Source organism: uncultured Campylobacter sp., assembly GCF_938039205.1.
Lineage (GTDB): Bacteria > Campylobacterota > Campylobacteria > Campylobacterales > Campylobacteraceae > Campylobacter_A.
This window is the reverse complement of the sequence record NZ_CALHVM010000023.1, coordinates 58,387-82,493: the sequence shown is the minus strand read 5'-3', so window position 1 is coordinate 82,493 and position 24,107 is coordinate 58,387. Positions and strand designations below refer to the sequence as shown.

Sequence of the window (24,107 nt, the reverse complement as noted above, 5' to 3'; positions counted from 1 at the left end):
ATAGCCCAGAGCGGCTGAAAATCAAAGAAAACTAGCGCGCTTCGAAGTTAAATTTATAAAAGCCGGTGTCGTTTGCGTCGGAAATTTTTAGCAAAATTTGCCATCTGCCTTTTTTTGGGAGCGTCACGGGCGCAGTTTTTAAAATTTGCTCGTCAAATTTGGCGTCTAAATTTTGATTTTGCTCGTTCGTCGCGGGCCTTGTTAGTAAAATTTCGTGCGTGAAATTTAAAGTTTGCGAGCCGTTTTTAGGCGCGACGGCGATCGCAAAATGCCCGCTTAGCCCGTCAAATTCAGGCTCAAATTTAAGAGCGTACTTAGCGTCAAATCTGCGCTGGCTAGCCTCGATCTCGTTTATATTTTCATCGACGTTTTGATAGCGCTCGAAGTAAAACTCGTCCATCTCCACGGGGTTTTTCACGGCCAGAGCAACGGTCGCTACGCAGGAGGCGACTATCAAAATAAGCGCGGTAACGATAGCGTGAGGCCAGTAGTTTTTAGCCATTTTTCCTCCTAAATTTTCTAAACGCGGCGACGCAAATAACCAGAGCGATAGAGCCGTAGATAAAAATCCTAAACGCATCAAGCGTGCGGCGGTTTTGATTGCCGACCGCGTTTTGTAGGGCGACGCCTTTGCTTGCGGCGATTTGCTCGGCGAGATCGGCGTAGCCGTTTAGCACGGCAGCGTTAAAGATATCTTTGCCGTTTTTTGACGCTAAAATAGGCAAAATCGAGCCCGAGCTTGGATACGGACTTAAAATTTTCTCTTTATCAAAAAGCTTAAGCGTCTGCAGGTCGGCAAAAATTTCCACCTTGTGTTCAGCCTTAGCAAGCATCAAAAGCGCGTAAGGCGGGGTCAAATTTAGCTGCGCGGCCGCTTCTTTTAGCGTTTTGCCATCCAAGCTCTCGTAAACCGCAACCCCCGCAAACACGCCGCTTTTGCTCGCCAGCTCCTCGCCCAAAACCGCGATTTTATCGCTCACGGCGGGGCTTAGGATGTTTTGATTTACTAAAACTATCTCGCGAGGCAAATTTGAGCCCTGCAAAGTTGCCGCACCGTAGAAAATAAAAAGCAAAAAGATAAAAAATGCGCGGGTTAAATTTGAAAATTTGAGCGCGAGGAAGCGGCAAAGGATAGTTAAATTTGAGCGAGCGTAATTTATAAATTGCATCGGCCAAGTTGAGCATTTTCGAGCAAAAAGCAAAGCGCGCCTCTATGGTTTAAGCTTAAAATTTGAAAAAGAGCGGCAAATTCTGCGCTCTTTGATTTATCAACTTTCATCCTACAAAAAGGTGATTTGGCGTTAGCACTGCCCACGCCGTAAATGCCGCCGCCGCAATGAGTCCCGCGACGATAAATTTCTCCAAAATCGCTTGCATATTTACTCCTTTACGCGCACTTGTTTGGCGTTATCCGCGCTTTTCATCTTTAGCTCGGAGGCGTTTAGCGAGTAAGGCTTTTGCGCGACTTCTTGCTGCAGCTTGATCGCGTAGTACGTGAGTGCCGCCAGGATCGCTAGCAGTAGCCCGGTCGCGATGAGTAGCCCGGTCACGCCGTGTAGGCCAAAAACATTTCGATTCGTGTTTTCCATTTATTCTCCTTTAGAAAGCGAGATGACGTACTCGCCGACGGCTTTTTGCTGCAAGGCGTTTAGCCTGCCGTCGCTAAATTTAGGCATCGTACCGATAGCGCCCTTTTTACCGCGCTGCAACACGTCCTCGACAAACTCGGCTGTGCCGTATTTAGATAGATCAGGAGAGTTGCCCTCCATGCCTTTGCCGTCCTCGCCGTGGCACGCCGCGCAGGTCGCAAAAAGCTCCTTGCCCGTTTCTACCAAATTTTCGTTTTTAGTCTTTTTTATACCCGAAATTTCCTTAGCGATGTAGGCCGCGATCGCTTTTGCGCCCTCTTCGTCCGCCATACCGGCAGGCATCTCGCCCATCGGGTACTCAAGGCCTTTTGAGCCGTTCATTATCGTATCGTATATCCCCTCTTCGCTACCCCATTTGGAAAGGTCTGCGGCCTTGCCGTTTATACCGTCGCCGGTTATGCCGTGGCAGGAGGAACACTGCACCAAAAAAACGCTCTCGCCCATCGCGTGAAGCGTCTTGGCGTCTGGATTTGCGAAACTCTTTTCAAATTTAGCGTTTGCGGCGGCGACTTCTTCGTTGTATTCGCCGATTTGCGAGTAGGAGTTTACAGGATAGCCGGCGATCATATACCACAAGGCCCAGACGATGCATATCGCATAAACTATCGCCCAGCCCAGCGGTACGGGATTTTTGTACTCGCCTATGCCGTCCCAACTATGCTCGCTTAGCTCGGCCTTAGGTTTTGCTACCTTCATCTGCCCGACCAAGCGGCTTACGACGAAAACCGTGGCTAAAACGATAGCAATAGCTCCGATAAGCCCCAGTAAATTTACGTTATCTTCTAAATTAAACCATTGCATTATTTTTCCTTTTTAGCGTTTTGCTCTATGGACGCAGACTCTAAAATTTCCTCGTCGATACCGTCTTTTAGGGCGAGGTCGGAGTATCTTTCGTAGTTTCGCCTGCCGCTCTTTTCGGATCTATACAGATGAAAATAGTACCCGTAAAGAAGCGCGGCGCACACGGCTAGAAAGATAAAAGCTCCGTATCCTTGGATATCTCTTAGAGTCTGCGCATCCATAAATTCGCCTATTTTAAGCTATTTAGATAGGCGATGAGCGCCACTATCTCGCGGATCTCTCCGCGCTCAAAGGCCTTTTTGACCTCTTCATCCTTCATCTCTTCAACTATAGCGGCGGCTTCTTCTTTGGCGGCCGCTTGCGCTTCCTCGTAGGTGCCGAGTTTTGGCATGCCCTCTACGTCATACGGTACGCCAAATACCTTTTTCGTCGTTACCGCTTCGCCGTATGCCGTCTCGATGTCGGCGTTGTTGCTAAAGTGATGCTTATAAGCTGGCATTATAGAACCGGGCACCACAGAGGTCGGCTCTTTCATGTGATTTTCGTGCCAGTCGGTAGTGCGGTAGTTACCCACGCGCCAAAGATCGGGGCCGGTTCTCTTTGATCCCCAAAGATGCGGACGGTCAAACGCATACTCGCCGCTAAGCGAATACATGCCGTATCTGTCGGTCTCTGCCTTAAAAGGGCGAATTTGCTGCGTATGGCAGGCGTTACAGCTATCTTTCATATACACGTGTTTGCCGGCAAGCTGTAAAACCGTAGGCGGCTTGGTTCCCTCTAGCGGCCTAGCTCTGTTTGCAAAATCAGGCAAAATCTCAATCACGCCCGCATAGGCGATAAATATAAAAACCATAACCGCGAAAAAGAAGGGATTTTTTTCTAACCAACTAAACATTAGCAACCTCCTTTACGCCCGCAGGACTCGCGCTTAGCGGCTCTTTTACGAGCGCTTTGGCGCCAAAACTCTTGTAGATGTTATAAACAAAGATGAAAAATCCTAGCAGATAAAGCAGTCCGCCCACGGCTCTGATCCAGTAGTACGGCACAATGTTTATCACAGTATCGATAAATGAATAGGCCAAATTTCCGTATTCGTCGGTCGCGCGCCACATCATACCCTGAGTGATGCCCGCGATCCACATCGATGAAAAATAAAGCACTATACCGATAGTCTGTATCCAAAACTGAGTCTCCATCAAGGATTTCGAGTAAATTTCGCGTTTAAACACGCGAGGCGTCATGTGATAAAGCGCCGCCATCGTCATAAAGCCGACCCAGCCTAGCGTACCGTCGTGCACGTGACCCGGCACCCAGTCGGTAAAGTGCGCGAGAGCATTTACTGATTTGATCGCCAAAATCGGTCCTTCAAGAGTCGAAAACATATAAAAAGTAGAGCCCAAAATCATAAATTTGATAAGAGGATTTTCTCTAAGCTGCTGCCACTCACCGCGCATCGTTAGGAGCATATTTATCGCCGAACCCCAAGACGGCAGTATCAAAACCACTGAAAACACCGAGCCCATTGTCTGCATCCAGTCAGGCACCGCAGAGTAGATCAGATGGTGTCCGCCCGCCCAAAGATAAAGAAACATGAGGCTCCAAAACGAGAAAATCGAAAGTTTGTAAGAAAATATCGGCTGACCGCTCTCTTTAGGGAGAAAGTAGTAAATTTGAGCGATTATCGGCACGGTAAACACAAACGCTACGGCGTTATGTCCGTACCACCATTGCACTAGAGCGTCGTTGGCTCCGGCGTACATCGAGACCGAGTGCCACCAGTTGCCGTATCCGGAAACCAGCTTGGTCGGTACGGCCATGTTGTTAAACAGATAAAGCATCGCGATGCCCAGAAACGTCGCGATAAAGTACCAAACCGAGATATAAAGCGTCCTCTCGCGGCGGATACCGATAAGGCCGAATATACTAACGCCCCAAAGCACCCAAAGCACGACCACGCCGATATCTAGCGGCCACTCTAGCTCGGCGTACTCTTTTGACGTACTAACGCCGGCAAGCAGACTAAACACGCCACCTGCCATAACCAGCATATATATCCAAAAGTGCAGCTTGCCAACCGTCATCAAAAACGGTGACTCGCTCATCGAGACCTTTAAAACCCTCTGTCCGATATAGTACCACGTCGCAAAAACGCCAGAGAGCATAAATCCAAATATCACGCCCGCCGTGTGCAGCGGTCTTAGGCGGCTAAAGGTGCCGTATTCGCCCGCGAGATAGTTTAAGTCCGGATATGCCATCTGAAACGCTATGAAAACGCCGACGCTCATACCGACTATCCCAAACAGTATCGTCGCGAACATAAAATACTTGGCGACCGTGTAGTCGTAGCTTAGCGCCCTGTCTAGTCGCATCGATATCCTCCTTTGTTTATTTTGTTATTAGATTGTTATTTTATTAGATTTTTAGTGTAAAATCGCTTAACCGACCTAAATTTACGTTTCAAATTTCACTTTTTTAGCTCGATTTTATAGCCAAGGCCGGGCGAGTTTTTGATGAGACCGGCGCCCACTTTATCGCGTATTCGCTTGATAAAGGTTCTAACGGCGGGATCGTTTACCTTTTCGCCAAACCACACCACGTTTCTAATCTCTTCGGTTAAAACGAGCGTACCTATGCGTTTAACCAAAAGCGAGATAAAGGCCAGCTCTTTTTTGGTTAGCGCGATCTCGACGCCGTTTTTTACGAGTACTTTTTTGGTTTGATTAAACGAATATCCGCCTGAAATCTCGATGATATCGGCGCCTATGATTTTGGTTTTTACGATCTGCTCCAGCAGGGCGAAAAGCTCGTCCATGTCGATAGGCTTGATCACGTATTTATCGATACCTACGTCGATAGCTTTTAGTAGTTTTTCCTTTTCGCTATACGCGCTTAGGATCACCACGGGAGTGTTTTTTGAGAACTCTTTTATCTGCCTTGACATCTCAAGCCCGTCCATGATAGGCATCATGATGTCAGCTATCACGATATCGGGGCTAAATTTTTTAAATTTCTTAAGCCCTTCGTCGCCGTTTGAGGCCGAGATGACCTTTTGAAATACGCCGCCAAAAACCTCTTGCATCGACTCCCTTATGCCATCCTCGTCCTCGACTAGCAGTAGCGTTAGCTCTTTAAATTTTTTCATTTTTCATCCTTTAGCGGCAGCTTTATCTCAAATTCCGCTCCAAATTTTACGTTTTTAGCGCCGGCGCTTCCGCCGTGATTTTTGGCTATGCTTTTTAGCATATATAGACCGATGCCCGTACCTGCGCTCGGGTGTTTGGTGGTGAAATACGGCTCAAAAATCTTGTCCATTATCTCCTCTTTTATACCGCCGGCGTTATCCGTTACTCTTATGATAGCAAATTTATCCTTTGTTTCTAACGTTAGCGTTACTTTTTTATCGTCTTTTTTATTTGCCAGCGCATCTTTGGCGTTAGAAAGTAGGATAATCACGGCCTGGCAAAGCTGCGACTCAAAGCCGTAAATTTGACCTTCGCTTTTTAGCTCCAATTTTACGTCTATGCCCTCTTTTTCGTAGGTTCCCTGTACCATCTTTAGCGCGTTTTCTACCGCAGCCGAAGGAAAGAAAAGCTCCCTCTCGCGCTCGACGCTAAAAAAGTTTCTAAAATCCTCGATCGTCTGCGACATACCCTTTATCACGCGTTTTGCGTGCTCGTAGCCGGCTTCAAATTTCTCGGTTGCCTTCACGCTCTCTTTTAGTTTAAAAAGCGTAATGCTAAGCTCGTTTAGCGGCTGACGCCACTGGTGAGCGATGTTTGCGATCATCTCGCCCATCGAGGCTAGACGCGACTGCAAAAAAAGCATTTTGGTTTTTTCCTCGTTTTTTTTGATTTCTGCCTTTACCAAATTTTCTAGATTTTGGTTTAAATTTACGAGCTTGGCCGTCTGCTCGGCGACCCTGTTTTCGAGATTTTCGTTTAAATTTAACAGCTCTTTTTTCGTCTTTTCAAGCTCGTTATTTAGGTTTATCACGTCCGTCACGTCATGCCTGATCGCAAGAAACTCCTCGATCTGCCCGCTTAAATCCAAAATCGGGATGATAGTCGTGTTTAGATAGACGTCGCGGCCGTCCTTGGTGCGATTTCTTATCGTGCCTTTGTGCACTTTTTTGGCTAAAATTGTATCCCAAAGCCGCGCAAAAACCTCCTTTGGCACCTCGGGATGGCGCACGATGTTGTGATTTGCGCCGATTAGCTCCTCGCGCGTAAAGCCAGACATCTTGCAAAACTCGTCGTTTACGAAGGTGATAGTGCCGTTCGTGTCGGTCTTTGAGACTATATTGCTGGTCTCGATAGCCTCTTGATACTGCCTAAATCTTGCTTTGATGTTATCCATTGCTCGCCGTAAATCCTATAAAAGATAGATAAATTCCGTAAATTATTATCGCCGCGCCGCTTAAATTTAACGCATGTTTTTTAAATTTTTCGCTCACTGCCTTTAAAACCAGCGCGTAAAAACTCATCGCAAAAAAGCTAACCGCACCAAACGTAGCCGCGATCGCCGCGCCCTTTGCCCCGCTGCCGCTAGCTACGGCTAAAGCTAAAAAATAATAAACCACTCCGCACGGCAGTAGCCCGTTTAAAAACCCGAGCGTCAAAAACCCGAGCACGCTATTTTTAGAGATTGCGGCTTTCATTTTTTCGTTTAAAATTTTGGATAAAAATGCGTTTTTCTCGATGAAATTTAACACCGCACCGCGCCTAATGAGCGCGACGCCCAAAACCACCATAAAAACGCCGATAGCAAAAAACAGGTAGCCTCGCGCCGCAAGAGATAGCGTAAAAACGCCGCCAAGCGACCCGAAAATAAAGCCAAGTAGCATATAAGCACAAATTCGAGCTAGGTTGTACCCTGCTATCATCGCGGTGCTAAAAATTTTACCTTTACCGTTCAAAAACCGTGCCAACACGATAGCAAAACCGCCACACATGCCTACGCAGTGGCCTACCGAGCTAAGCGCCGCGACGCTCAATACCCCAACAAACTCCGCGCCGCTCATCAAATTTGACCGATAAATTTCATTTGTAAATTTTAGCCACGCAGGGGCTAAATTCGGCCCGCAAATTTAGCCCTAAATTTAGCTCAAATTTGACCGCGACTAGCAACTATAAAATTTCTAAAAATTGTTTAAAGATATATTTGCTCTCGCTCGGCCCGCCGCTAGCCTCGGGGTGATGCTGTACCGAAAATACGGGATAATCCTTGTACTTCACGCCCTCGATCGTACCGTCGAAAAGATTTCTGTGCGTGATCTCGGCAACCTGCGCGATCTCCTCTGGAACGTTGTAGTTGTGATTTTGCGCCGTTATTTCTACTGCTTTGGTTTGCAAATTTAAAACCGGGTGATTTGCGCCGTGCTGACCGAATTTTAGCTTGTACGTCTCAAAGCCAAATGCGTTGCTAAGCAGCTGATGTCCGAGGCAAATGCCAAAAATCGGCACTCGAGCCTCGATCAGCTTTTTTATCTGCGCGATCTCGTTTTTTAGGGCCTTTGGCTCGCCGGGGCCGTTTGAGAGAAACACGCCGTTTATCTCGCCGCTTTTAAATTTAGCGATGAGCTCATCTGCTTGCACGTCGTGCGGGTAAATTTGCGTCTCAAGGCCCATTTCGCAAAGCTCGTTTAGGATGTTTCGCTTCACGCCGTAGTCGATGACGGCGATCTTTTTGCCGTTTGATTTTAGCGGAGCGTAGGCTTTGCTAGCGTGATCCCAGCCACCCTTTTCGTGAGCGTAAATTTGCTCTGTGCTCACCTTTGCGACGTAGTTTATCTCTGAAATTCTAGGCGAGTTTTCGAGCAGTTTTTTTAACTCTTTTTCGTCTGAAATTTCAGTCGAGATCACCGCGTGTAGCGCACCATTATCACGCAACATCTTGGTTAAAAATCTAGTGTCGATATCGTAAACGCCAAATTTGCCTTGCTCTTTGAAAAACTCTTCCAAGCTTTTTTGCGAGCGGAAATTTGACGTAGTAGCGTTAAAATCCCTCATCAAAACGCCGCTAGCGTGGATTTTCGCGCTCTCCATATCGTCTTCGTTTACGCCCACTATACCGATCTCAGGCATGGTAAAAACGATAAACTGCCCAGCGTAACTAGGATCGCTCATGATCTCTTGATAGCCCGTTAGGCTCGTGTTAAAGACCATTTCGCCACTAGCTGTACCGCTCGCACCAAAGGCCTTCGCCTGTAAAAAAACGCCGTTTTCAAGGTAGATATAAGCTCTCACAGCATGCCTCGTTTTCTTAGTTCGTCCTCGTAGAGCCGCTCAAATACGATGTCGTACTCCTCGGTGCCCGGGATTAATTTGCGCTTGTAGCCGTCGATCTTGTCGATGACCACGTCTTGTAAAATTTCATACGTTTTTATATACTCTTCGATCGAGCCATAGATGATGTTTTTGATACGATTTTCGGAAACCGTGTAGTCGATGAGCCCCTTTTTCCAAGCGCCCTCAAGCACTAGGTGGGCGACGTTGCTAAAGCGGTCTTCGTACGTAAGTATCACGCCGTACTCTTTAGCTAGCTTCTTTTTTACAAGCCAAAACATATTTTTTCTATCAACTTGCATGCTCTCCATATCGTCTTCGTTCTCGGCGAGCACCTCGTTTACGCGCTCTTCAAGAGCCTTTTCTTTTTGCAAATCGTTATCTAAAATTTCTTTCGCGCATGCCGCTACGGGCTCTACTCCGCGCGTTAAATTTACGAATCCGGACTTTAATAAATCAATAGCGATTTTGTGCGCGATGTAGGGTGTGTGTGGGAGTTTTATACGCATTTTTACCTCTCTTTTTGGACTTGATTTTAACCAAAATTTGGTAAGAAATACCTAAAATCTCACGGAGTTTTTGTTTTGGCAAGCGTTTGTTTTTGGTAAAATTTGAAGCAAAATTTGACGCTCGGATTAAAGTATTTTTGGCTTTTTTAAGACTGGGTGTTAGTTAAATTTAGGTTTTAGCGTTAAATTTGACGGCAATAAAATTTAGCCTTTGGAGTCAAATTTTACCGCCAAAGGCAAATTTAGCTTTCGCATTATCCGCACAAATTTGAGCTCAAATTTAGACGCGAGCCAAGCTAAATTTAGAGCGTTATAGCCCCAAATTTACAAATTTAGCAGATTGCCCGCCGGGCCGTCTGGAGATGTAGGAGAGACTTCCTGCGTTACGTTTTTCTCAGCCTTTATAAACGGCGGGCCTTGCTTGATTAAAAGCGTGATTTCAGACGCTACGGTAGGCTCCATTTTTGCCATTATCGCGGAGATTTTTTTAGGGCTTAGCGAGTACATGATGCTAGCCGCGTCCGCCCTATCCATCGCGCTTAGCACGTCGGCGGCGGCTTGGTCTTTCATCTTGCCGTAGGTCTCGCCGACCTTGTCGCTAGTCATCGTTTTTAGTTCTTTTACGATTTCCTCGTTTTTCTTTATCAGCTGCTCGGTTTGCTTTTTTTCCTCTTGCGCACGGACTAGAGTTGCGTTTATCTCGGCCTCTTTGACGGCTAGCTTGGCGTTTCGCTCCTCAAAAAGCGCCGCCGAACTAGCACGAAAAGCCTCCAAAGCCTGCCTTGCCTCATCTATTTTGGCAAGCTCTCTTTTTAGCTCGTCTTTTCTAGTTTCAAATATCGAAACGCAGTCCACCGGGATCTTAAAGCCGCTTTGGCTCGCGCTTTGAGCGTTTACGTCGCTTGCGCCCCAAGCGCATAAATTTAAAGTTAGTAAAATTAAAATTTTCTTCAAGCTTTCGCCTCTTTTTGCCTAGTAAAATTCATCGTCGCAAACTCGTCCAGAGCCGCCGCTTCGGCCTTTTTTATCTTTTCTATTTGCGCGCTAAAGTCCTGCGTTTGCAGGTATTTCATCTTTTCGTACTCCAAATTTGCCGCCTTGTACTGCCGCTCGAGGTGCGCGATGTTTTTTTTCATTAGCTCGAGCCGCTCGGTTAGCAGATTTTTTTCTCGCCGCATCGCGCCCAGAAGCTCCAGCGATCCGCGCAGATCGGCCGCAGAGCCGCTAGAGGGCATTTCAAATTTTGAAATTTGCTCGGCGGCCTGCACTATGAAGCCCTCTATCATCGTCGCTTCGTTTCTGGTTCTTGCTAAATTTAGCTCGATTTTGTCTAAATTTCGCTTTTTTATATTTACGATTTGCGTAAATTTGCTTTTCATCTTAACGAACTATCGTGTCTTCGCGCTCCGGGCTAGTAGATACTATGCCGACCTTTACGCCCGTGATCTCCTCGATGCGTTTGATAAAGGCCCTTGCATTTGCAGGAAGATCCTCAAATTTACGCGCTCCTTCTACCTTATCCCAGCCTTCAAGCTCCTCGTAGACCGGTTTTACGCCCTCTAAATCGCTTGGGAAATACTCGATTATCTTGCCGTTTTTCTCGTAGGCTTTGCAGATTTTTACCTTTTTAAAGCCGTCTAAAACGTCAAGCTTCATCAGCGCAAATTTATCCACACCATCAAGTCTAGCCGCGTATCTAACGCCAACCGCGTCAAACCAGCCAGTGCGGCGCGGTCTGCCCGTAGTTGCGCCGTATTCGCGTCCGATATCGCGTATCTTTTCGCCGTCTTCGCCCATATCCTCGGTCGGGAAGGTACCGTTGCCAACGCGCGTGGTATAGGCTTTGATGATACCGATCACCTCGCCAACGTTTTTAGGGCTTAGTCCGATACCGCTGCAGCTGCCTGCGGTTACGGTGTTTGAGCTAGTCACGAAAGGATAGGTGCCGTGATCGATGTCTAGCAGCGTGCCCTGCGCGCCTTCTAGCAAGATTTTCTTATCCGCGTCTATCGCATCCCACACCATATGCGTGGTATCAACTATAAATTTACCCAGCGCTGCCTCGTAGCTCTTTAGCTCGCCCAAAAGCTCATCGCGAGCAGGCGCTTTGACGCCCAAAACGTCTAAAAACGCTTTATTTGCCGCAAAATCGGCCAAAATCGCGTCGCAAAGTTTCTCGGGATTTTTTAGCTCCCCGACGCGGTGTCCGCTGCGGCTGATTTTGTCGCTGTACGCAGGCCCTATACCCTTGCCCGTCGTGCCGATAGCATGCGCGCCTTTGGCCTTTTCTTTAGCCTGGTCGATTTGCGCGTGATAAGGCAAATTTAAATGCGCCTTGTCGCTGATAAACAGCCGTCCCGAAACGTCTCCAAACTGCTTTAGTTCTTCGATTATTTCGGCCGGACAGAGCACGACGCCGTTGCCGATGATGTTTATTATATTTTTATGAAGTATGCCCGATGGAACCTGATGCAGCGCGATTTTCTTGCCCTCTACGACGATCGTGTGACCCGCATTGTGTCCGCCTTGACACCTACACACCATATCGTAGCCGCCGCTTAGCAGATCTACGATCTTACCCTTACCTTCGTCTCCCCACTGCACGCCTACTATCACGTCAGCCTTGCTCATACTCTCTCCTTTTGATCTAAATTTTCGATTAACGCGTCGGTATATACGCCAAAACCGCTGCTTTTGATGCCCTCTATCTCATAGTTGCCGCCGCCGCTTAGCACGGCGTTGCCGCCTAAAAATCTAAAAAACAGCTTGTCATAATACCTCATCTTTGAATAATATAACGGAACAATTCTTAAATTTTCATATTTTACCGCCTGCGCCAGCTCTTTTATCTCAAGCAGTGCTGTTTTTATCTCATCAGGCACCAGCGGCAAAATCTCGTCGATGTCAGTCACCGTGTTTACGAAGGCCAGCCTTTTTAGCCACTCCTCATTTTGATTTAGGATTTTTTCGATCTCGCCGTGCTCAAATATCGAAATAGGCAAATTTAGCAGCCTACACACGATCTGCGGGATCGCGATGTGGCTGATTTGCAGCACGGGCGCAAGGTTAAACGACTCAAAAAGCTCCTTTGCTATCTTGACGCTAGTAGCCAGATCGCTCTCGCCGATTAGCTCGGCGCCGATTTGATAGATTTCAGTGCTAGGGTACTTAAAAACCGGCTGGATGTAAAACCAGCGTTTAGGTTCGGTATCTTTTAGGCGTCTAAGCACGATGCGCACGACGTCCACAGTGCTATCGGCGCGCAGACTGATTTGGTGATTTTCGTGATCGCTAAAGCGCACCAGAGCCGTGGGCTGCACGCTAAGGTGCTGATGATACGAGAAAAATGGCGTCACGATCTCGTGAAATCCGTTTTTTTCTAAAATTTCGCTCGCCGCGCGCTCGATCTTTCTTTTTAGTTTCGCGCTTTGTCCGAAATACAGCCTCGTGCCGCTTGGTATTTCGTGCTCGTAAACGCTCGCGTCAAATTCGCTCACTCTTGCTCCTTTGCTTTTGATTCATTCTGTTGTATCTCAGGCTCTACCCACGGCAACTCGTGAAACGCCGCCACGAAGTAGCTAGGCTTTGAGCCGCTATAAACGGTCGCGATACTAAGCTGCTCGAGATAAATTTCGCCACTTTTACGCTTATTATAAATTTCGCCGCTATAAAAGCCTTTTTTCAGCAATCTCTTCCACATGTGTTCGTAAAATTTATCATCATGCACGCCTGATTTTAGTAAATTCGACGGCTTGCCGATAGCTTCTTTTTTGGAGTAGCCGCTTATCTTGCAAAAGGCTTCGTTAGCGTCTAAAAATACGCCGTCTAACCCGACTACAGCGACGGCTTCTTGCGCGTTTGCAAATAGGTTTAAAATCGTATTTTTATATGCGCCCTCTTTGTCGTCGTTTAGACGCGCTATCTCCATGCCGGTTTTTGTGGTCAAATTTGCCGCCAGCTTGCTCTCGATAAAGTATCCGATCACCTCATCCACGGTTCTGCCGTCTTTTGAGATAAATTTGATAAATACGCTGCAGTTTATGACCTCTAGATTTTTCCTTATCAGCCTACAAGACTGCAGCGACTCGTTCTCTTTTTTGAGCGAAGCCGCGTTAAATAAGCTAAATTTGATGTTAAATTCGTTCGCGAGCCTATCTCGGTCATCTGGATGGATGATGTTTTTAAACTCAAATTCGTTTGAGAGTATTTCGCTTTTTTTGTAGCCCAATGCGCGCTCGATATTGTCCGAAACGCTTGATATATCGCCTATAAAGCGGTCCTTCCAAACTACGCTAAACAGCGGCGAGTGCGCGTCTATCTCGCTTTGTTTTTGTGCGTTTTTCTTTAAAGTATTGCTCTTCGTAACGTCTTTTACGACGCAAAAGCCGATCTTTTCGCCGCCGGGTAACTCGTAGTTTTGCTTGTAGATGCGCACCTGCTTTATCTCGCCGCCCGCAGCAAAATGGTTCGTTTCGTAAATTTCGCCTTCGTCTTCTTGTAGCGTTTTCATATCGGTCAAATTTGACGCATTTAGCTTGGCTAAATTTTTGCTTTTTATCGCTTCCTCGCTAAATCCGTAAAACTCGCACGCTCTCGCGCTTGCTTCAACGATCCTGCCACTTTTTGCGTCGATTAATAGCAAGATAAAAGGCCCTTTTTCAAACAAAAATCCAAATTTGCGCGAGTACTCTTCAAATTTCGCCTTTTTCTCGCCGAAATCTCCGTAAAATTTGACGATCTCGTCCGAGATTTGATCAAATTCTTCTACCGAGCCAAATTTCGCGTAGGTCTTAATCTCCTCGCCGTCGCCGGCTTTTGCGACTAAGTTTTTGATGGATAAAACCGGTTTTATGACGGAGTTTTTGACAAATTTGGTGTAAGAAAAGGTAAAAAATCCGCCTGCGGCTAAAAATGCGATGCAGATTAGCAAAAATAGTAAATTTTCTTTTATAAATTTATCCACAGGATAGCTTGAAACCACGGCCAAACCGATCCCGGGAATGCTTTGGATATAATAAATCTCGCTGTTTAGCGAGCCTAAATTTGCAAATTTTACTTCGTCGCTGTCTAGATAATCCGCGTCCACGTCGTAAAGATCAAAGATATTTTTATGCTCTAAAACCAACTCCGGATTTTGGTGAAATACGATCCTGCCGCTTTTATCTATCGCAAACGAATTTACGCCGATCATCTCGTATCCGCGAGCAAACTCCTCGTAAATCGCCGTAAAGCGTATGAGCGTAGCCACCATTTTGCCGTTTTTCATCTTTTTTGCAATGATTCTCGTCGGTACGTCGCTTTTGTCAAACATAAACTCTGATCTTAAAATTTTATCCTCAGGCTCGTTTTCCCAAGGCTTTGATAGGAAAAAGGCGGAGTATGCGTCGCGCAAATTTTTATCGCTGACAAACTCTATCTCGCCCCGTTCGTTTACGATAAAAAAGGCCATATATTCGTTATTATTTTTTACGGCAAAGTCAAAGATCGCTTTTTGGTCAAAATCGGGTGCTTCAATATATCTTTCGATAAGTTTAAGTTCGTTATCTATATTTACGGCGCGTTCTTTGATGAAAGTTTTAAAGTTAGAATTTGCAGCGTAAATATCCTCTTTTACGCCTTCAAATTTTAAATTTAACCCAAAGCTAGCAGCGCATATCAGAAATACGGCGGTAGCCAAAAACACCGCATATATTCTGCCCAAAACGGCGCGTGCGAGAGGAAATTTGGAGGCGGATGAACTAGCCAAAAGAAAAACCTTAAATTAATTTAATATAAACGGCTTATTGTAGCTGAATTTTGCTTGTTTTAAGATAATAAATTTAGAAGTTTGGCGAGAGGATGAGAGAATCGAACTCCCCGCGAAGCGGTCAACCGCCCCGCCATCGGATTTGAAGTCCGCGAGCGCCACCAGATCGCTTTATCCTCCGCGTCTTTAGATGATGAGCGCGATTATAACTAAATTTATATAAATTTTAGTTTGATTTCTATAGTATTTGGAGAAAATTTTATGGGTCGGCGATGAAAAAGCTATTTGCGCGATTTTTTTTAAAAAACCTTCTCATTTTTTCGTCGATTTTTTTCCTCGGCGGTTGTCTTGAGCTCTTTACGACCGTGACGCCGCTAACTGGCATAAACGTCTACGACGCCTACCAGATCAGTAAAGACGAGCGCGGTATTTATTCGATAACGAAAGATAAATTTATAAAAACAAAAATCCAGACTAAAATTTTAGCCTCAAGCGGGCTTAGCAACCTAAACGTTGACGTCGAGAGTTTTTATGGAGACGTGTATCTCATCGGCGTGGTGCCTGACGCCGAGCACAAAACTAAACTCGTAGAACTAGCCAAAAACACCGACGGCGTGAGTAAAATTTATACGTATATTAGATTCCCTAGCGACGGCGGCGAATGTGAAAGTAACCTCGCCATAATGTTAAATTTAAAAAATAATTTTTTTAAAGACAGCATAATCAGTGGCACAAGCGTGAGAGTAAGCGTAGTGCAATGCAACGTCGTATTTACCGGCATCATCACCGATATCGAGCAGGAAAAACACGCGATCTGGTATGCCAAACACATCGAAGGCGTGCGGGATGTTTACTCTTTTCTTAAGGTTATGAAAGAGTAGTTTTTCCCTTCAAATTTGAGTTAAATTTAAAGATTTTATCCTCCAAGGCACACACCGCACGTTCTAAATTTAAGAAGCCAAATTTGCAAATTTACCAGGACAAGAGACAAACATTCCAGACAGAATAGGCGTAGTTTAAATAGTTTTTGATTAGGCGTGACGAGAGCATACATATGGTATGTGACCGAGCGCCTTAATCAAAAACTACTTTTGAAATCCGTCGTTTATGGGGAATCAGCGGGGGATCCTAGCCCGGTAAAAGGTTTTGATTAAGGTTGGCAGCAATACTAGCGCCCCCAACAACATCATTATCATAACAAGATCGGTCAGAAGTCCGAAATATATCGTCGGGATAAAGTTGCTCGTTACCATGATGCTAAAGCCAAGGATGATCGCAAACGAGGTGTAGTACATCGCGTAGCCGATACTGGCGTGCGAGGCCTTGATCGACTCGGCGACGTTTTTGCTGCGAAGCTCGATTTTTAGGCGGTGGATGTAGTGGATGATGTCGTCCACGCCGATGCCTATACTGATAGCTGCTATCGTAATACTCATGATATCAAGCGGAATGCCCAGCACGCCCATGACGCCAAACACCGCGCAAAGCGGGATTAAATTTGACGTGATGGCGATGGCGGCGAGCTTTATGCTTTTAAAAATAATACAAAAAACGATAAAAAGCGACAAGATAACAAAACCAAAAGAATCAACTTGCGAGGCGATGAGGCTTTGAAGGAGGTTGTTATAAAGCACCATCGCGCCGCTAACTTGCACGCTCGCGTTGTCGTTTGCGATCAAATTTGCGATATCGGTTTTAAGCTCGTGCAAAAACTCGTCCCTGCGTAGCGCATCGTCGCTATCTAGGGTGCGCGCCGTAAAGCGCAGCTCGTTGTCCTTTATGCTCACGTAGGGGCTTAGGATAATGTCTTTGTACTTTTGCGGGATCTGTTCATATAGGATCGAGAGCATGAGGCCGTCGGCGGGCTTTTGCGTGATACGCTCGACGATCTTTACGACGGTGTTTAGGCTGCTAGCGTGCCCGATAAAGCGCTTATTTTCCAGATAGTTATGCACCTTTTTCGCGACATCGATTTTATGCTGATTAAACCAGTATTTATCCTCGTTCGCGCTAGCGGCAAACTCGTCGTCAAATTCGTCTTTAGGCTCGTTTTTGGCAGCCTTTTCGTCAAATTTAGGCTTGTTAAATTTGATCAATATATCAACCGGCACCGTGCCGCCTAGCTTCGTATCGATCACCTGCATGCCTTTGTGGATTTCGGTCGTATCTTTAAAATAGCTTATGAAGCTGTTTTCGACTTTTAGCTTTGAGATGCCGTAAAGCCCAAAAATAAGCACCGCAAGGCTGATGGCGTAAACGGCGCGGCTATGATTTAGTGCAAATGCGGCGCAGTGCTTGGTAAAGCTAAATTTATCCTCAAACGTCCTAACGGGAGCCAGCTTTGGCATCAGCGCCATCGCGGAGCCAAATAGCAAAAACGCAAGCACCAGCGAGATAGAGATCGACGCGCTCATCATGATTCCAAGCATTATGATCGGTTTGATATCAGAAAGCGCAAGCGACAAAAAGCCGATAACGGTCGTAAATATCGCAAAAAACGACGGACTAGCCTTATCTCGCAGCGTGAGATAGACTAGCTGGCGGTTGCTAAGGTGCGGTTTTGTAAGGCAGAACTCGCGGTAGCTCACGATCAGGTGGATGACGACCGAGATAGTAATGATGAGCTGAAGGGCGATGTAGTTTGAACTAATTACCGTGATCTCCCAGCCGAAAAACCCAAACAGCCCGCTCGCCCAAATAACGCTAATCACGCAGATAAAAATCGGCATAACGATGTGACGAATCTGCCTAAAAAAGAGCCAAAGGCAAAAGACCAAAAGTAGAGTTACGCTGATGCCGTAGGTCGCAAGATCCGAGCGCACGAAGCTCACCATATCATCGGCGATCATATTTGCCCCGCCTAAAAACAGACTCTCGCCGCCGCCAAATTTCGCTATCGTCTCGCGTATCTGCTCGATCGCTGCGTGTTCTTTTATACGCGCTTCGTCGCGGTGAGCCTTAAACTGCGCATTTACCGCGCTTAGGCGATGTTTTTGCTCGATTGTGATATTGCCGTCGAGTTTGGCGTTTAGCAGGGCGTTTCGCTCGTTTAGTATGCTTTGATATTTCTCATCGGTCTTTAAATTTAGCACGATCGCCGTAGTTTTTAGATCGCGGCTAACGAGGTTGTTCGTATATAGCGGACTATCTACAAACTCGCGGCGCACCAAGGTTTTGTTTATATCGGTATCGGCAAGGCTAGGTACATGCTTAACCAGCTCGCCTAGATCGTTAGTTCCGCTTTGAAGCAGCGGGATGTTTAATATAGAAATGACGTTTGAGACGAGCTCGTTTTTTTCTAGTTCGCGGCTTAATTTTTCTATCTTTTCAAGCGTAGAGGGCGCGAGCAGATCGTCTTTTGGCGTGTAGGCTATAACTAGGTAGTTTGGGCTAACGTAGCGTTTAGAAACGTCTCTAAAGACGGCTAGATCTTTATCGTTTTCAAGCAGCAGCGTCTCGGTAGACGCGTCCACCTCGAGCTTGCCGCTAAAATATCCAAAAAAGAGCGTAGCGGCCAGTACGCCTGCGATAACGCTTTTTGGAAAGTTGACGATAAATTTAAAAATCCGCTTCATCAGCGCCTTATTGTGGAGCTTGGACGGAGTTTAGCTTGCTAAGCAAATTTTCAAAGCTCTCGTTTTCCATTAGGCTATCAAACTGGCTGCGGTAGGTCTGGATGATACTAACGCCTAAAATTTCGACGTCGTAGATGAGCCAGCCGCGCTCTTTGGCGTTGTAAAATTTATACGTAAAGCCGTAGTTTTTGCCGTCCTCGCCGACTAAATCGGCGTTTAGAAAGTAGCGATTTTCGTTTGGTTTGGTCGCGTCTTTAAAATTTATAGTTTGGTTTTTATAGCTTAAAAGCTTATCGACGTAGCTTGATTTTAACCTCTCTTCAAAAGCTTTGTTAAATTTAGCCTTTTGCTCGGCGTTTAGGTTGTTGTAGCGCTTGTTTAGGGCGATTTTCGACATCTGTTCGTAGTCAAAATATGGATCAAAAACGGCGAAAATTTTACTTATTTTCTCGTCTTTGCTCAAATTTGCGTTTTTTAGCACCTCGATGGCGTCTTGCGTCGTTTTTTGCATCGTAGGTTTTATCTGATCCTCACTGATCGCAAAGAGGCTAACCGCGCTAAAAAGCGCAAGCAGGATGATTTTTAAAAACTTCATTTTATTCCTTTATTAGGTGGTTGCGGCGCTGTTCGTAGGCGTCGCGTAGAAACGGATACAGGTCGATCGCATCTTTTTTAAGATTGTCGTAAGCATCTGGATGTAAAGACAAAAGGTTGCCCTGACGGAAAGTTTTTATCGCAAAGGAGTCTAGCGCCGGCTTTACGTAGCTTATGGGATCGAGGTAATAATCGCCGACTAGACCGACGATATCGCGTAAATTTGACGGGCCGATAAACGGTAAAACCACGTGAAATCCGCTACCAACGCCCCAGTATCCAAGCGTCTGGCCAAAATCCTCGTCGTGGCGCTGCAGATTGTAGTATTTCGCGCCGTCGGTTAGCCCGCCAAAGCCGATGATTGTATTTGCTAAAAACCTCAGTGTCTCTTCGCCTGCCTCGCTAAATTTAAACTGCAAGAGGTTGTTTACGAAACGAACGGGATATAAAAGGTTGTCAAAAAAGTTCCCCACAGCGGTTCTTGCAGCCTCGGGCACTACGTAGTTGTAGCCTTTTATCGCGGGGTGGATGGCGTTTACGTACATAAAATCGTTAAAGCCGGTCATCATTCTATTATAACCGCTAAGCGGATCGAAAATCTCGCTAGGCTGCGTAAATTCGTCGTCAAATTCGCTCTTTTCTTGCGTTTGTTCGGCAAAAACGCAACTAAAAAAAAGCAAAAAAGAGAGTAAAAATTTTCTCATCGAATCTCCGAATTTCAAGTCTGCAAAGGCAGTAACCTGAGATTTTATCTCAATGTAGCTTTTAAATTTATAAATTTCAAAATGCCCGGTATTACGAAGTTTATTTAAGTTATTTTTCATATATATTTAAATATACTTCCTAGCAAATTATTTTTTTATATTGATAGAATTTGGGGGATTTTCATGAAAGCAGACGTTAGTTTAGAGCTATTTTTAGATAGCGGGGTATCGGTGTTAGCCAAGCACATAGAGCTTTTAAAGGCCGTCGAGCACACCAAAAGCATAACAAAAGCAGCCGAGTACGTCGGCATCTCGTACAAAAACGCATGGGACAGCCTAGACGCGCTAAATAACCGCTCGGACGAACCACTAATCGCAAGAGCCGAGGGCAACAAGAAAAACAGCGGCTCGGAGCTCACGCCCTACGGCAAAAAGATGATCACGCTATACGACGCGATGCTGGAGAGCCAAAAGATATTTTTAGAAAAAGTTTGTTCAAATATAAACGTTGATACGAACGAAATTTTAAATTTACAGCGCATGAGCATGAGTCTAAGCGCACGAAATCAACTAAGCTGTGAGATAACCGAGGTAAAAACGGGCGCGGTAAATTCGCAAATCAGCGCCAAGCTCTCAAACGGCGAAATTTTACGCGCTAACGTCACGGTCGAGTCTGAAAAAAATCTAAATTTAAAAGTCGGCAAAAAGGTCGTATTTATCTTTAAAGCTCCAAGCGTAATGCTCGCAGAAGAGGAAAATCTAAAACTAAGCGCGGCAAATTTACTAAAAGGACGCGTGATTGAGGCCAAAATCGGCTCGGTAAACGCCGAAATCGTGCTAGAAATCAGCAACCATCAGACGCTAACCTCTATCATCACCAAAGAAAGCGCGATGCAGATGCGTATCGGCGTGGGCGACGAACTCACCGCTATAATCAAAGCAAGTCAAATCATAATAGGAGTATAAAAATGAAAAAAACATTTTTTTCGTTAGTATTCGCGGCCATCGCCGCTTTTAACCTAAATGCGGGCGAGATCAACGTATTTGCCGCAGCAAACGTAACATACGCGTTTGACGAGCTAAAAGCGGAATTTGCTAAATCAAACCCGGACACCAAAGTAACCGTCACTCTAGGAGCTAGCGGCGCGCTATCTACTCAGGTCAAAAACGGCGCTCCGGCGGACGTTTTCATGGCTGCAAATATGAAATTCGTACAAGACCTATATGACACCAAATTTGCCGTAACCCAGCCCGTAGTATACGCTCAGGGCGCGCTTGCTCTATTTACGATCAGAGATATCGATCTAGCTAAGGGCATACACGCGGTAGAAGGCCTAAAAGCCATCGCGATCGCAAACCCTGAAACCGCTCCGTACGGCAAAGCTAGCATCGAAGCTCTAAAAAAAGCGGGCATCTACGATAAAGTCGAGAAAAACGTCATCCTAGCAAAATCTATCGGCGAAGCTCTAAGCCAAGCTCTAAGCGCTGCTGACGTCGGATTTATCGCGGCTTCTGCTATGTATGATAAAAAAATGGCCGAGTATAAAGAGGGCAAAAACTTTATCCTTATAGATCCCGCGCTTTACACTCCGATCGATCAAGGCATGGTTATCCTAAAACACGGCGAAAACAATCCTGAAGCAAAAGCTTTCTACGACTTCATCAGAAGCGACCGCGCGAAGGAAATCTTTAGAAAATTCGGATACAACATCTAAATGATAAAGGCTAAAATTTCGGCGATAGAGCAAAATGACGGCGTTAGCGTTTTTGAGTTTAGCGCCGAAAATTTGAGCCTCAAAATGCTATCCTTGGAAAATCTGCAAAATTTAAAAATCGGCGACGAAGTTCGGCTAGGCTTTAAAAGCTCGGACGTCTTCGTCGCTACTTCCCCGCTTTTAAACTGCTCGGTCTCAAACGAGATAAAAGCGCAAATTTCAGATATCCAAAGAGGGCAAATCACGAGCTCGCTGCATCTAAACGCGGGCAAATTTGAGTTTGAAAGCATCATCTCCACGGCATCGCTAAAGCGGCTAAATTTAGCTCCGGGCAATCAAATTTACGCCTACGTCAAGGCAACCTCGCTCTACATCGCATGATAGAACTAAACTGCATAAAAAGCCTAAACGGCGCAAACGGAAAATTTGATTTAGACGTAAATTTGAACGTAAAAAAGGGCGAATTTGTCGCTCTTTACGGCAAAAGCGGCAGCGGTAAAACTACGCTTTTGCGCCTGATCGCGGGCTTTGAAACGCCTGATAGCGGAACGATAAAAGCAGGCGGGCGGACGCTTTTTGACGGCAAAAACTTCACTCCGCCCCAAAACCGAAATATCGGGTTTTTATTTCAAGACTACGCCCTTTTTCCAAATATGAACGTGATGAAAAATCTGCTTTTTGCGAACAACGACGTAAATTTAGCCCGCAAGTTGCTGGGTCTTGTCGAGATGAGCTCGCTAAAAAACGTCGCCATCTCGCAGCTCTCAGGCGGTCAAAAGCAGCGCGCCGCCCTAGCCCGCGCACTCATGCGAAAGCCTGAAATTTTACTACTCGACGAGCCTCTTTCAGCCCTTGACAACGCCATGCGAGAAAAGCTGCAAGACTATCTTGCTAAGGTGCACGCCGAGTTTGATATGACGACGATTTTGGTTAGTCACGACGTCGCGGAGATCTACAAACTCGCCTCAAAAGTTTTCGTGCTAGAAGGCGGTAAAATCGCGCAAGAAGGCAGCCCAGGCGAGATATTTTTGCGCCACAGCGGCTCACAGAAATTTAGCCTGCCGGCAAAAATTTTAGAGATCTCAAAGCGCGACGCCATCTACGTAGCCGTAGTCTCCGTCGGTCAGCAACTTTGCGAAGTGGCTCTAAGCGCGGCGGAAGCTGCAAATTTAAAATCAGGCGACGAGGCGGCGATAAGCGCTAAGGCATTTGGGCTAAATTTACAAAAAAGCGGTAGCGAAAACGACAAATTTGACGAACGAAACGCTGAAATTTACGCGCAAAGCGAGCCGAGATGAATATCGATTTTACGCCCTTTTACCTCTCGCTAAAGCTTGCTTTTATCTCGACTGCGATCTTGTTTTTTCTCGTGTTGCCGGTTGCGTTTTGGCTTAGCCGTGCGAGTTTTAAATTTAAACCCGTGCTAGAAGCCGTGATCTCGCTGCCTCTCGTGCTGCCGCCTTCGGTGCTGGGATTTTATATGCTGGTTTTTCTCTCGCCTTATAATTTTTTAGGCAAATTTTTTGAGGAAACCTTTGATATCCGCTTGGTTTTTAACTTTTCAGGCCTCATCATCGCTAGTTGCATTTACTCGCTACCATTTATGTTTCAGCCGCTTCAGGCGGGCTTTGCGAGCCTGCCAAAGAGCCTTTTTGAGGCGAGCTATTCGCTAGGCAAAGGCAAATGGGAGACGCTTTTTAGAGTCGCCTTGCCAAATATCAAACCCTCGCTTCTAACCGCTCTCATAGTAAGTTTCGCGCACACTTTGGGCGAGTTTGGCGTCGTACTGATGATAGGCGGCAGCGCCCCGGACAAGACCAAGGTTGCCAGTATCGCCATCTACGAGGCCGTCGAGCTCATGGACTACACCAAAGCGCACGTTTATTCGGCAATTATGCTGTTTATAAGCTTTGCGGTGCTATTTTTAGTCTATTTTTTCAACAATTCACACTCAAAGAGGACGCAATGAAAGACATGAACGCAAATCCGGTCAAATTTAACGAGCTAACGAGCGGCAAAAACTGCATAGTTTTTACCTATCCCAAAATGGGCGAGAGCGGGAAATTTTTGCCTGAACATTTAAAGGACTTAAAGGGGCTAACGGGCTGCACGCTTCAGTGCAAAGCCTACCAAGAAAACCTTGAAAAGCTTGAATCTGCGGGCTTTACGCTAATCGCTGTCGGCTCTCAAAGCGTAGAAAAGATGAACGAGTTTAAACAAAGCGTAGGCGCAAATTTTATATTTTTGAGCGATGAGAACTTTGAGCTAGAATCCCCGCTAAATTTGCAAACTTTTACCACAAACGACGGCAAGAAATTTTACCGCCGCCAAACCCTGATCATAAAAAACGGCGAAGTCGTAAAAAGATTTAACGACGTAGCCGAGCCTGCAAACGACGCTGTAAACGTACTCGTGGCGATAGAGCGGCTTTAAATTTTAGCTGATTTTCGCAAGAGGGCGAGAAATTTAGGGCTCAAATTTGGACGCGAATTTGAGCCGTTTTAAACTCAAATTTAAGCCCCAAATTTGA

General features: G+C 46.0%; 28 protein-coding genes and 1 tRNA gene. 7 read left to right on the top strand and 22 right to left on the bottom strand.

Annotated elements, in window-relative coordinates; all coding sequences use genetic code 11:
* Positions 1-31 precede the first annotated feature (31 nt).
* From Q0394_RS03180 to Q0394_RS03090, 19 genes are all read right to left on the bottom strand, one after another.
* Entirely contained in the window at positions 32-502 is a 471-nt protein-coding gene (locus Q0394_RS03180) for a FixH family protein (RefSeq protein ID WP_298945531.1), read from the bottom strand.
* Positions 495-1,169, bottom strand: a complete 675-nt coding sequence (locus tag Q0394_RS03175) for a hypothetical protein (RefSeq protein WP_298945529.1) — start codon at positions 1,167-1,169, stop codon at positions 495-497. Before Q0394_RS03175 ends, Q0394_RS03180 begins: the two co-directional genes overlap by 8 nt.
* A 106-nt stretch (positions 1,170-1,275) precedes the next feature.
* A complete protein-coding gene (locus tag Q0394_RS03170) occupies positions 1,276-1,377 on the bottom strand; it encodes a hypothetical protein (RefSeq protein WP_231679342.1) in 102 nt (33 codons plus the stop codon).
* Positions 1,378-1,379: 2 nt separating this feature from the next.
* Positions 1,380-1,589 (bottom strand): DUF4006 family protein, encoded by a 210-nt coding sequence (locus Q0394_RS03165; RefSeq protein WP_295143959.1) that lies wholly within the window; start codon positions 1,587-1,589, stop codon positions 1,380-1,382.
* Positions 1,590-2,450, bottom strand: coding sequence for a cbb3-type cytochrome c oxidase N-terminal domain-containing protein (locus Q0394_RS03160; protein ID WP_298945528.1), 861 nt, complete (start codon positions 2,448-2,450; stop codon positions 1,590-1,592).
* The gene (locus Q0394_RS03155; RefSeq protein ID WP_002949110.1) at positions 2,450-2,671 is read right to left on the bottom strand and encodes a cytochrome c oxidase, cbb3-type, CcoQ subunit; all 222 of its coding nucleotides are present in this window, start codon (positions 2,669-2,671) and stop codon (positions 2,450-2,452) included. Before Q0394_RS03155 ends, Q0394_RS03160 begins: the two co-directional genes overlap by 1 nt.
* Positions 2,672-2,679: 8 nt before the next feature.
* Entirely contained in the window at positions 2,680-3,345 is a 666-nt protein-coding gene (gene ccoO, locus Q0394_RS03150) for a cytochrome-c oxidase, cbb3-type subunit II (protein ID WP_298057346.1), read from the bottom strand.
* A complete protein-coding gene (gene ccoN / locus Q0394_RS03145; RefSeq protein ID WP_298945527.1) occupies positions 3,338-4,819 on the bottom strand; it encodes a cytochrome-c oxidase, cbb3-type subunit I in 1,482 nt (493 codons plus the stop codon). Before ccoN ends, ccoO begins: the two co-directional genes overlap by 8 nt.
* 95 nt (positions 4,820-4,914) lie before the next feature.
* Positions 4,915-5,592, bottom strand: coding sequence for a response regulator transcription factor (locus Q0394_RS03140; RefSeq protein WP_298945526.1), 678 nt, complete (start codon positions 5,590-5,592; stop codon positions 4,915-4,917).
* A complete protein-coding gene (locus tag Q0394_RS03135) occupies positions 5,589-6,806 on the bottom strand; it encodes a PAS domain S-box protein (RefSeq protein WP_298945525.1) in 1,218 nt (405 codons plus the stop codon). The genes Q0394_RS03140 and Q0394_RS03135 overlap by 4 nt, the downstream gene beginning before the upstream one ends.
* The gene (locus Q0394_RS03130) at positions 6,799-7,470 is read right to left on the bottom strand and encodes a sulfite exporter TauE/SafE family protein (RefSeq protein WP_298945524.1); all 672 of its coding nucleotides are present in this window, start codon (positions 7,468-7,470) and stop codon (positions 6,799-6,801) included. Before Q0394_RS03130 ends, Q0394_RS03135 begins: the two co-directional genes overlap by 8 nt.
* 106 nt (positions 7,471-7,576) lie before the next feature.
* Positions 7,577-8,695, bottom strand: a complete 1,119-nt coding sequence (carA, locus tag Q0394_RS03125) for a glutamine-hydrolyzing carbamoyl-phosphate synthase small subunit (protein WP_298791338.1) — start codon at positions 8,693-8,695, stop codon at positions 7,577-7,579.
* Complete coding sequence (locus tag Q0394_RS03120) at positions 8,692-9,243, bottom strand: DUF507 family protein (RefSeq protein WP_298791336.1); 552 nt, start codon at positions 9,241-9,243, stop codon at positions 8,692-8,694. The genes carA and Q0394_RS03120 overlap by 4 nt, the downstream gene beginning before the upstream one ends.
* A 324-nt stretch (positions 9,244-9,567) precedes the next feature.
* On the bottom strand, positions 9,568-10,197 hold the full coding sequence (locus tag Q0394_RS03115) for a MotE family protein (protein ID WP_298945523.1): 630 nt from the start codon (positions 10,195-10,197) through the stop codon (positions 9,568-9,570).
* Positions 10,194-10,622, bottom strand: a complete 429-nt coding sequence (locus Q0394_RS03110) for a flagellar export protein FliJ (protein ID WP_298945522.1) — start codon at positions 10,620-10,622, stop codon at positions 10,194-10,196. Before Q0394_RS03110 ends, Q0394_RS03115 begins: the two co-directional genes overlap by 4 nt.
* 1 nt (position 10,623) lies before the next feature.
* Entirely contained in the window at positions 10,624-11,874 is a 1,251-nt protein-coding gene (locus Q0394_RS03105; RefSeq protein WP_298945521.1) for an adenylosuccinate synthase, read from the bottom strand.
* Entirely contained in the window at positions 11,871-12,740 is an 870-nt protein-coding gene (locus Q0394_RS03100; protein WP_298945520.1) for an ATP phosphoribosyltransferase regulatory subunit, read from the bottom strand. Before Q0394_RS03100 ends, Q0394_RS03105 begins: the two co-directional genes overlap by 4 nt.
* Positions 12,737-14,989 carry a PAS domain S-box protein gene (locus tag Q0394_RS03095; RefSeq protein ID WP_298945519.1) on the bottom strand — a complete coding sequence of 751 codons (2,253 nt, stop codon included), beginning with the start codon at positions 14,987-14,989 and terminating at the stop codon, positions 12,737-12,739. Before Q0394_RS03095 ends, Q0394_RS03100 begins: the two co-directional genes overlap by 4 nt.
* Positions 14,990-15,071: 82 nt before the next feature.
* A tRNA-Sec gene (locus tag Q0394_RS03090) sits at positions 15,072-15,169 on the bottom strand.
* Between the two features lie 92 nt (positions 15,170-15,261).
* Between Q0394_RS03090 and Q0394_RS03085 the strand changes: the two genes are divergently transcribed.
* Positions 15,262-15,870: a BON domain-containing protein gene (locus tag Q0394_RS03085; protein WP_298945518.1), complete on the top strand. Its 609-nt coding sequence runs from the start codon at positions 15,262-15,264 to the stop codon at positions 15,868-15,870.
* Positions 15,871-16,104: 234 nt separating this feature from the next.
* On the opposite strand, the gene Q0394_RS03080 is transcribed toward Q0394_RS03085, so the two are convergent.
* The 3 genes from Q0394_RS03080 to Q0394_RS03070 are packed head-to-tail and all read right to left on the bottom strand — an operon-like array spanning position 16,105 to position 19,982.
* Positions 16,105-18,564, bottom strand: a complete 2,460-nt coding sequence (locus Q0394_RS03080; protein WP_298945517.1) for an MMPL family transporter — start codon at positions 18,562-18,564, stop codon at positions 16,105-16,107.
* 7 nt (positions 18,565-18,571) lie between these two features.
* On the bottom strand, positions 18,572-19,159 hold the full coding sequence (locus tag Q0394_RS03075; protein WP_298791322.1) for an ABC transporter substrate-binding protein: 588 nt from the start codon (positions 19,157-19,159) through the stop codon (positions 18,572-18,574).
* 1 nt (position 19,160) lies between these two features.
* The gene (locus Q0394_RS03070) at positions 19,161-19,982 is read right to left on the bottom strand and encodes a VacJ family lipoprotein (RefSeq protein WP_298945516.1); all 822 of its coding nucleotides are present in this window, start codon (positions 19,980-19,982) and stop codon (positions 19,161-19,163) included.
* A 63-nt stretch (positions 19,983-20,045) separates the two neighbouring features.
* On the opposite strand from Q0394_RS03070, the gene Q0394_RS03065 reads away from it, so the two are divergent.
* From Q0394_RS03065 to Q0394_RS03040, 6 genes are read left to right on the top strand one after another with little or no spacing between them, the layout of a single operon-like run.
* The gene (locus Q0394_RS03065) at positions 20,046-20,828 is read left to right on the top strand and encodes a TOBE domain-containing protein (RefSeq protein ID WP_298945515.1); all 783 of its coding nucleotides are present in this window, start codon (positions 20,046-20,048) and stop codon (positions 20,826-20,828) included.
* A gap of 2 nt (positions 20,829-20,830) precedes the next feature.
* Positions 20,831-21,577 carry a molybdate ABC transporter substrate-binding protein gene (gene modA, locus Q0394_RS03060; RefSeq protein ID WP_298945514.1) on the top strand — a complete coding sequence of 249 codons (747 nt, stop codon included), beginning with the start codon at positions 20,831-20,833 and terminating at the stop codon, positions 21,575-21,577.
* A complete protein-coding gene (locus Q0394_RS03055) occupies positions 21,578-21,958 on the top strand; it encodes a TOBE domain-containing protein (RefSeq protein WP_298945513.1) in 381 nt (126 codons plus the stop codon).
* The gene (locus Q0394_RS03050) at positions 21,955-22,875 is read left to right on the top strand and encodes an ATP-binding cassette domain-containing protein (protein ID WP_298945512.1); all 921 of its coding nucleotides are present in this window, start codon (positions 21,955-21,957) and stop codon (positions 22,873-22,875) included. The genes Q0394_RS03055 and Q0394_RS03050 overlap by 4 nt, the downstream gene beginning before the upstream one ends.
* Positions 22,872-23,546 carry a molybdate ABC transporter permease subunit gene (gene modB, locus Q0394_RS03045; RefSeq protein WP_298086091.1) on the top strand — a complete coding sequence of 225 codons (675 nt, stop codon included), beginning with the start codon at positions 22,872-22,874 and terminating at the stop codon, positions 23,544-23,546. The genes Q0394_RS03050 and modB overlap by 4 nt, the downstream gene beginning before the upstream one ends.
* On the top strand, positions 23,543-24,010 hold the full coding sequence (locus tag Q0394_RS03040) for a redoxin family protein (protein ID WP_298945511.1): 468 nt from the start codon (positions 23,543-23,545) through the stop codon (positions 24,008-24,010). The genes modB and Q0394_RS03040 overlap by 4 nt, the downstream gene beginning before the upstream one ends.
* The last annotated feature ends 97 nt before the right edge of the window (positions 24,011-24,107 follow it).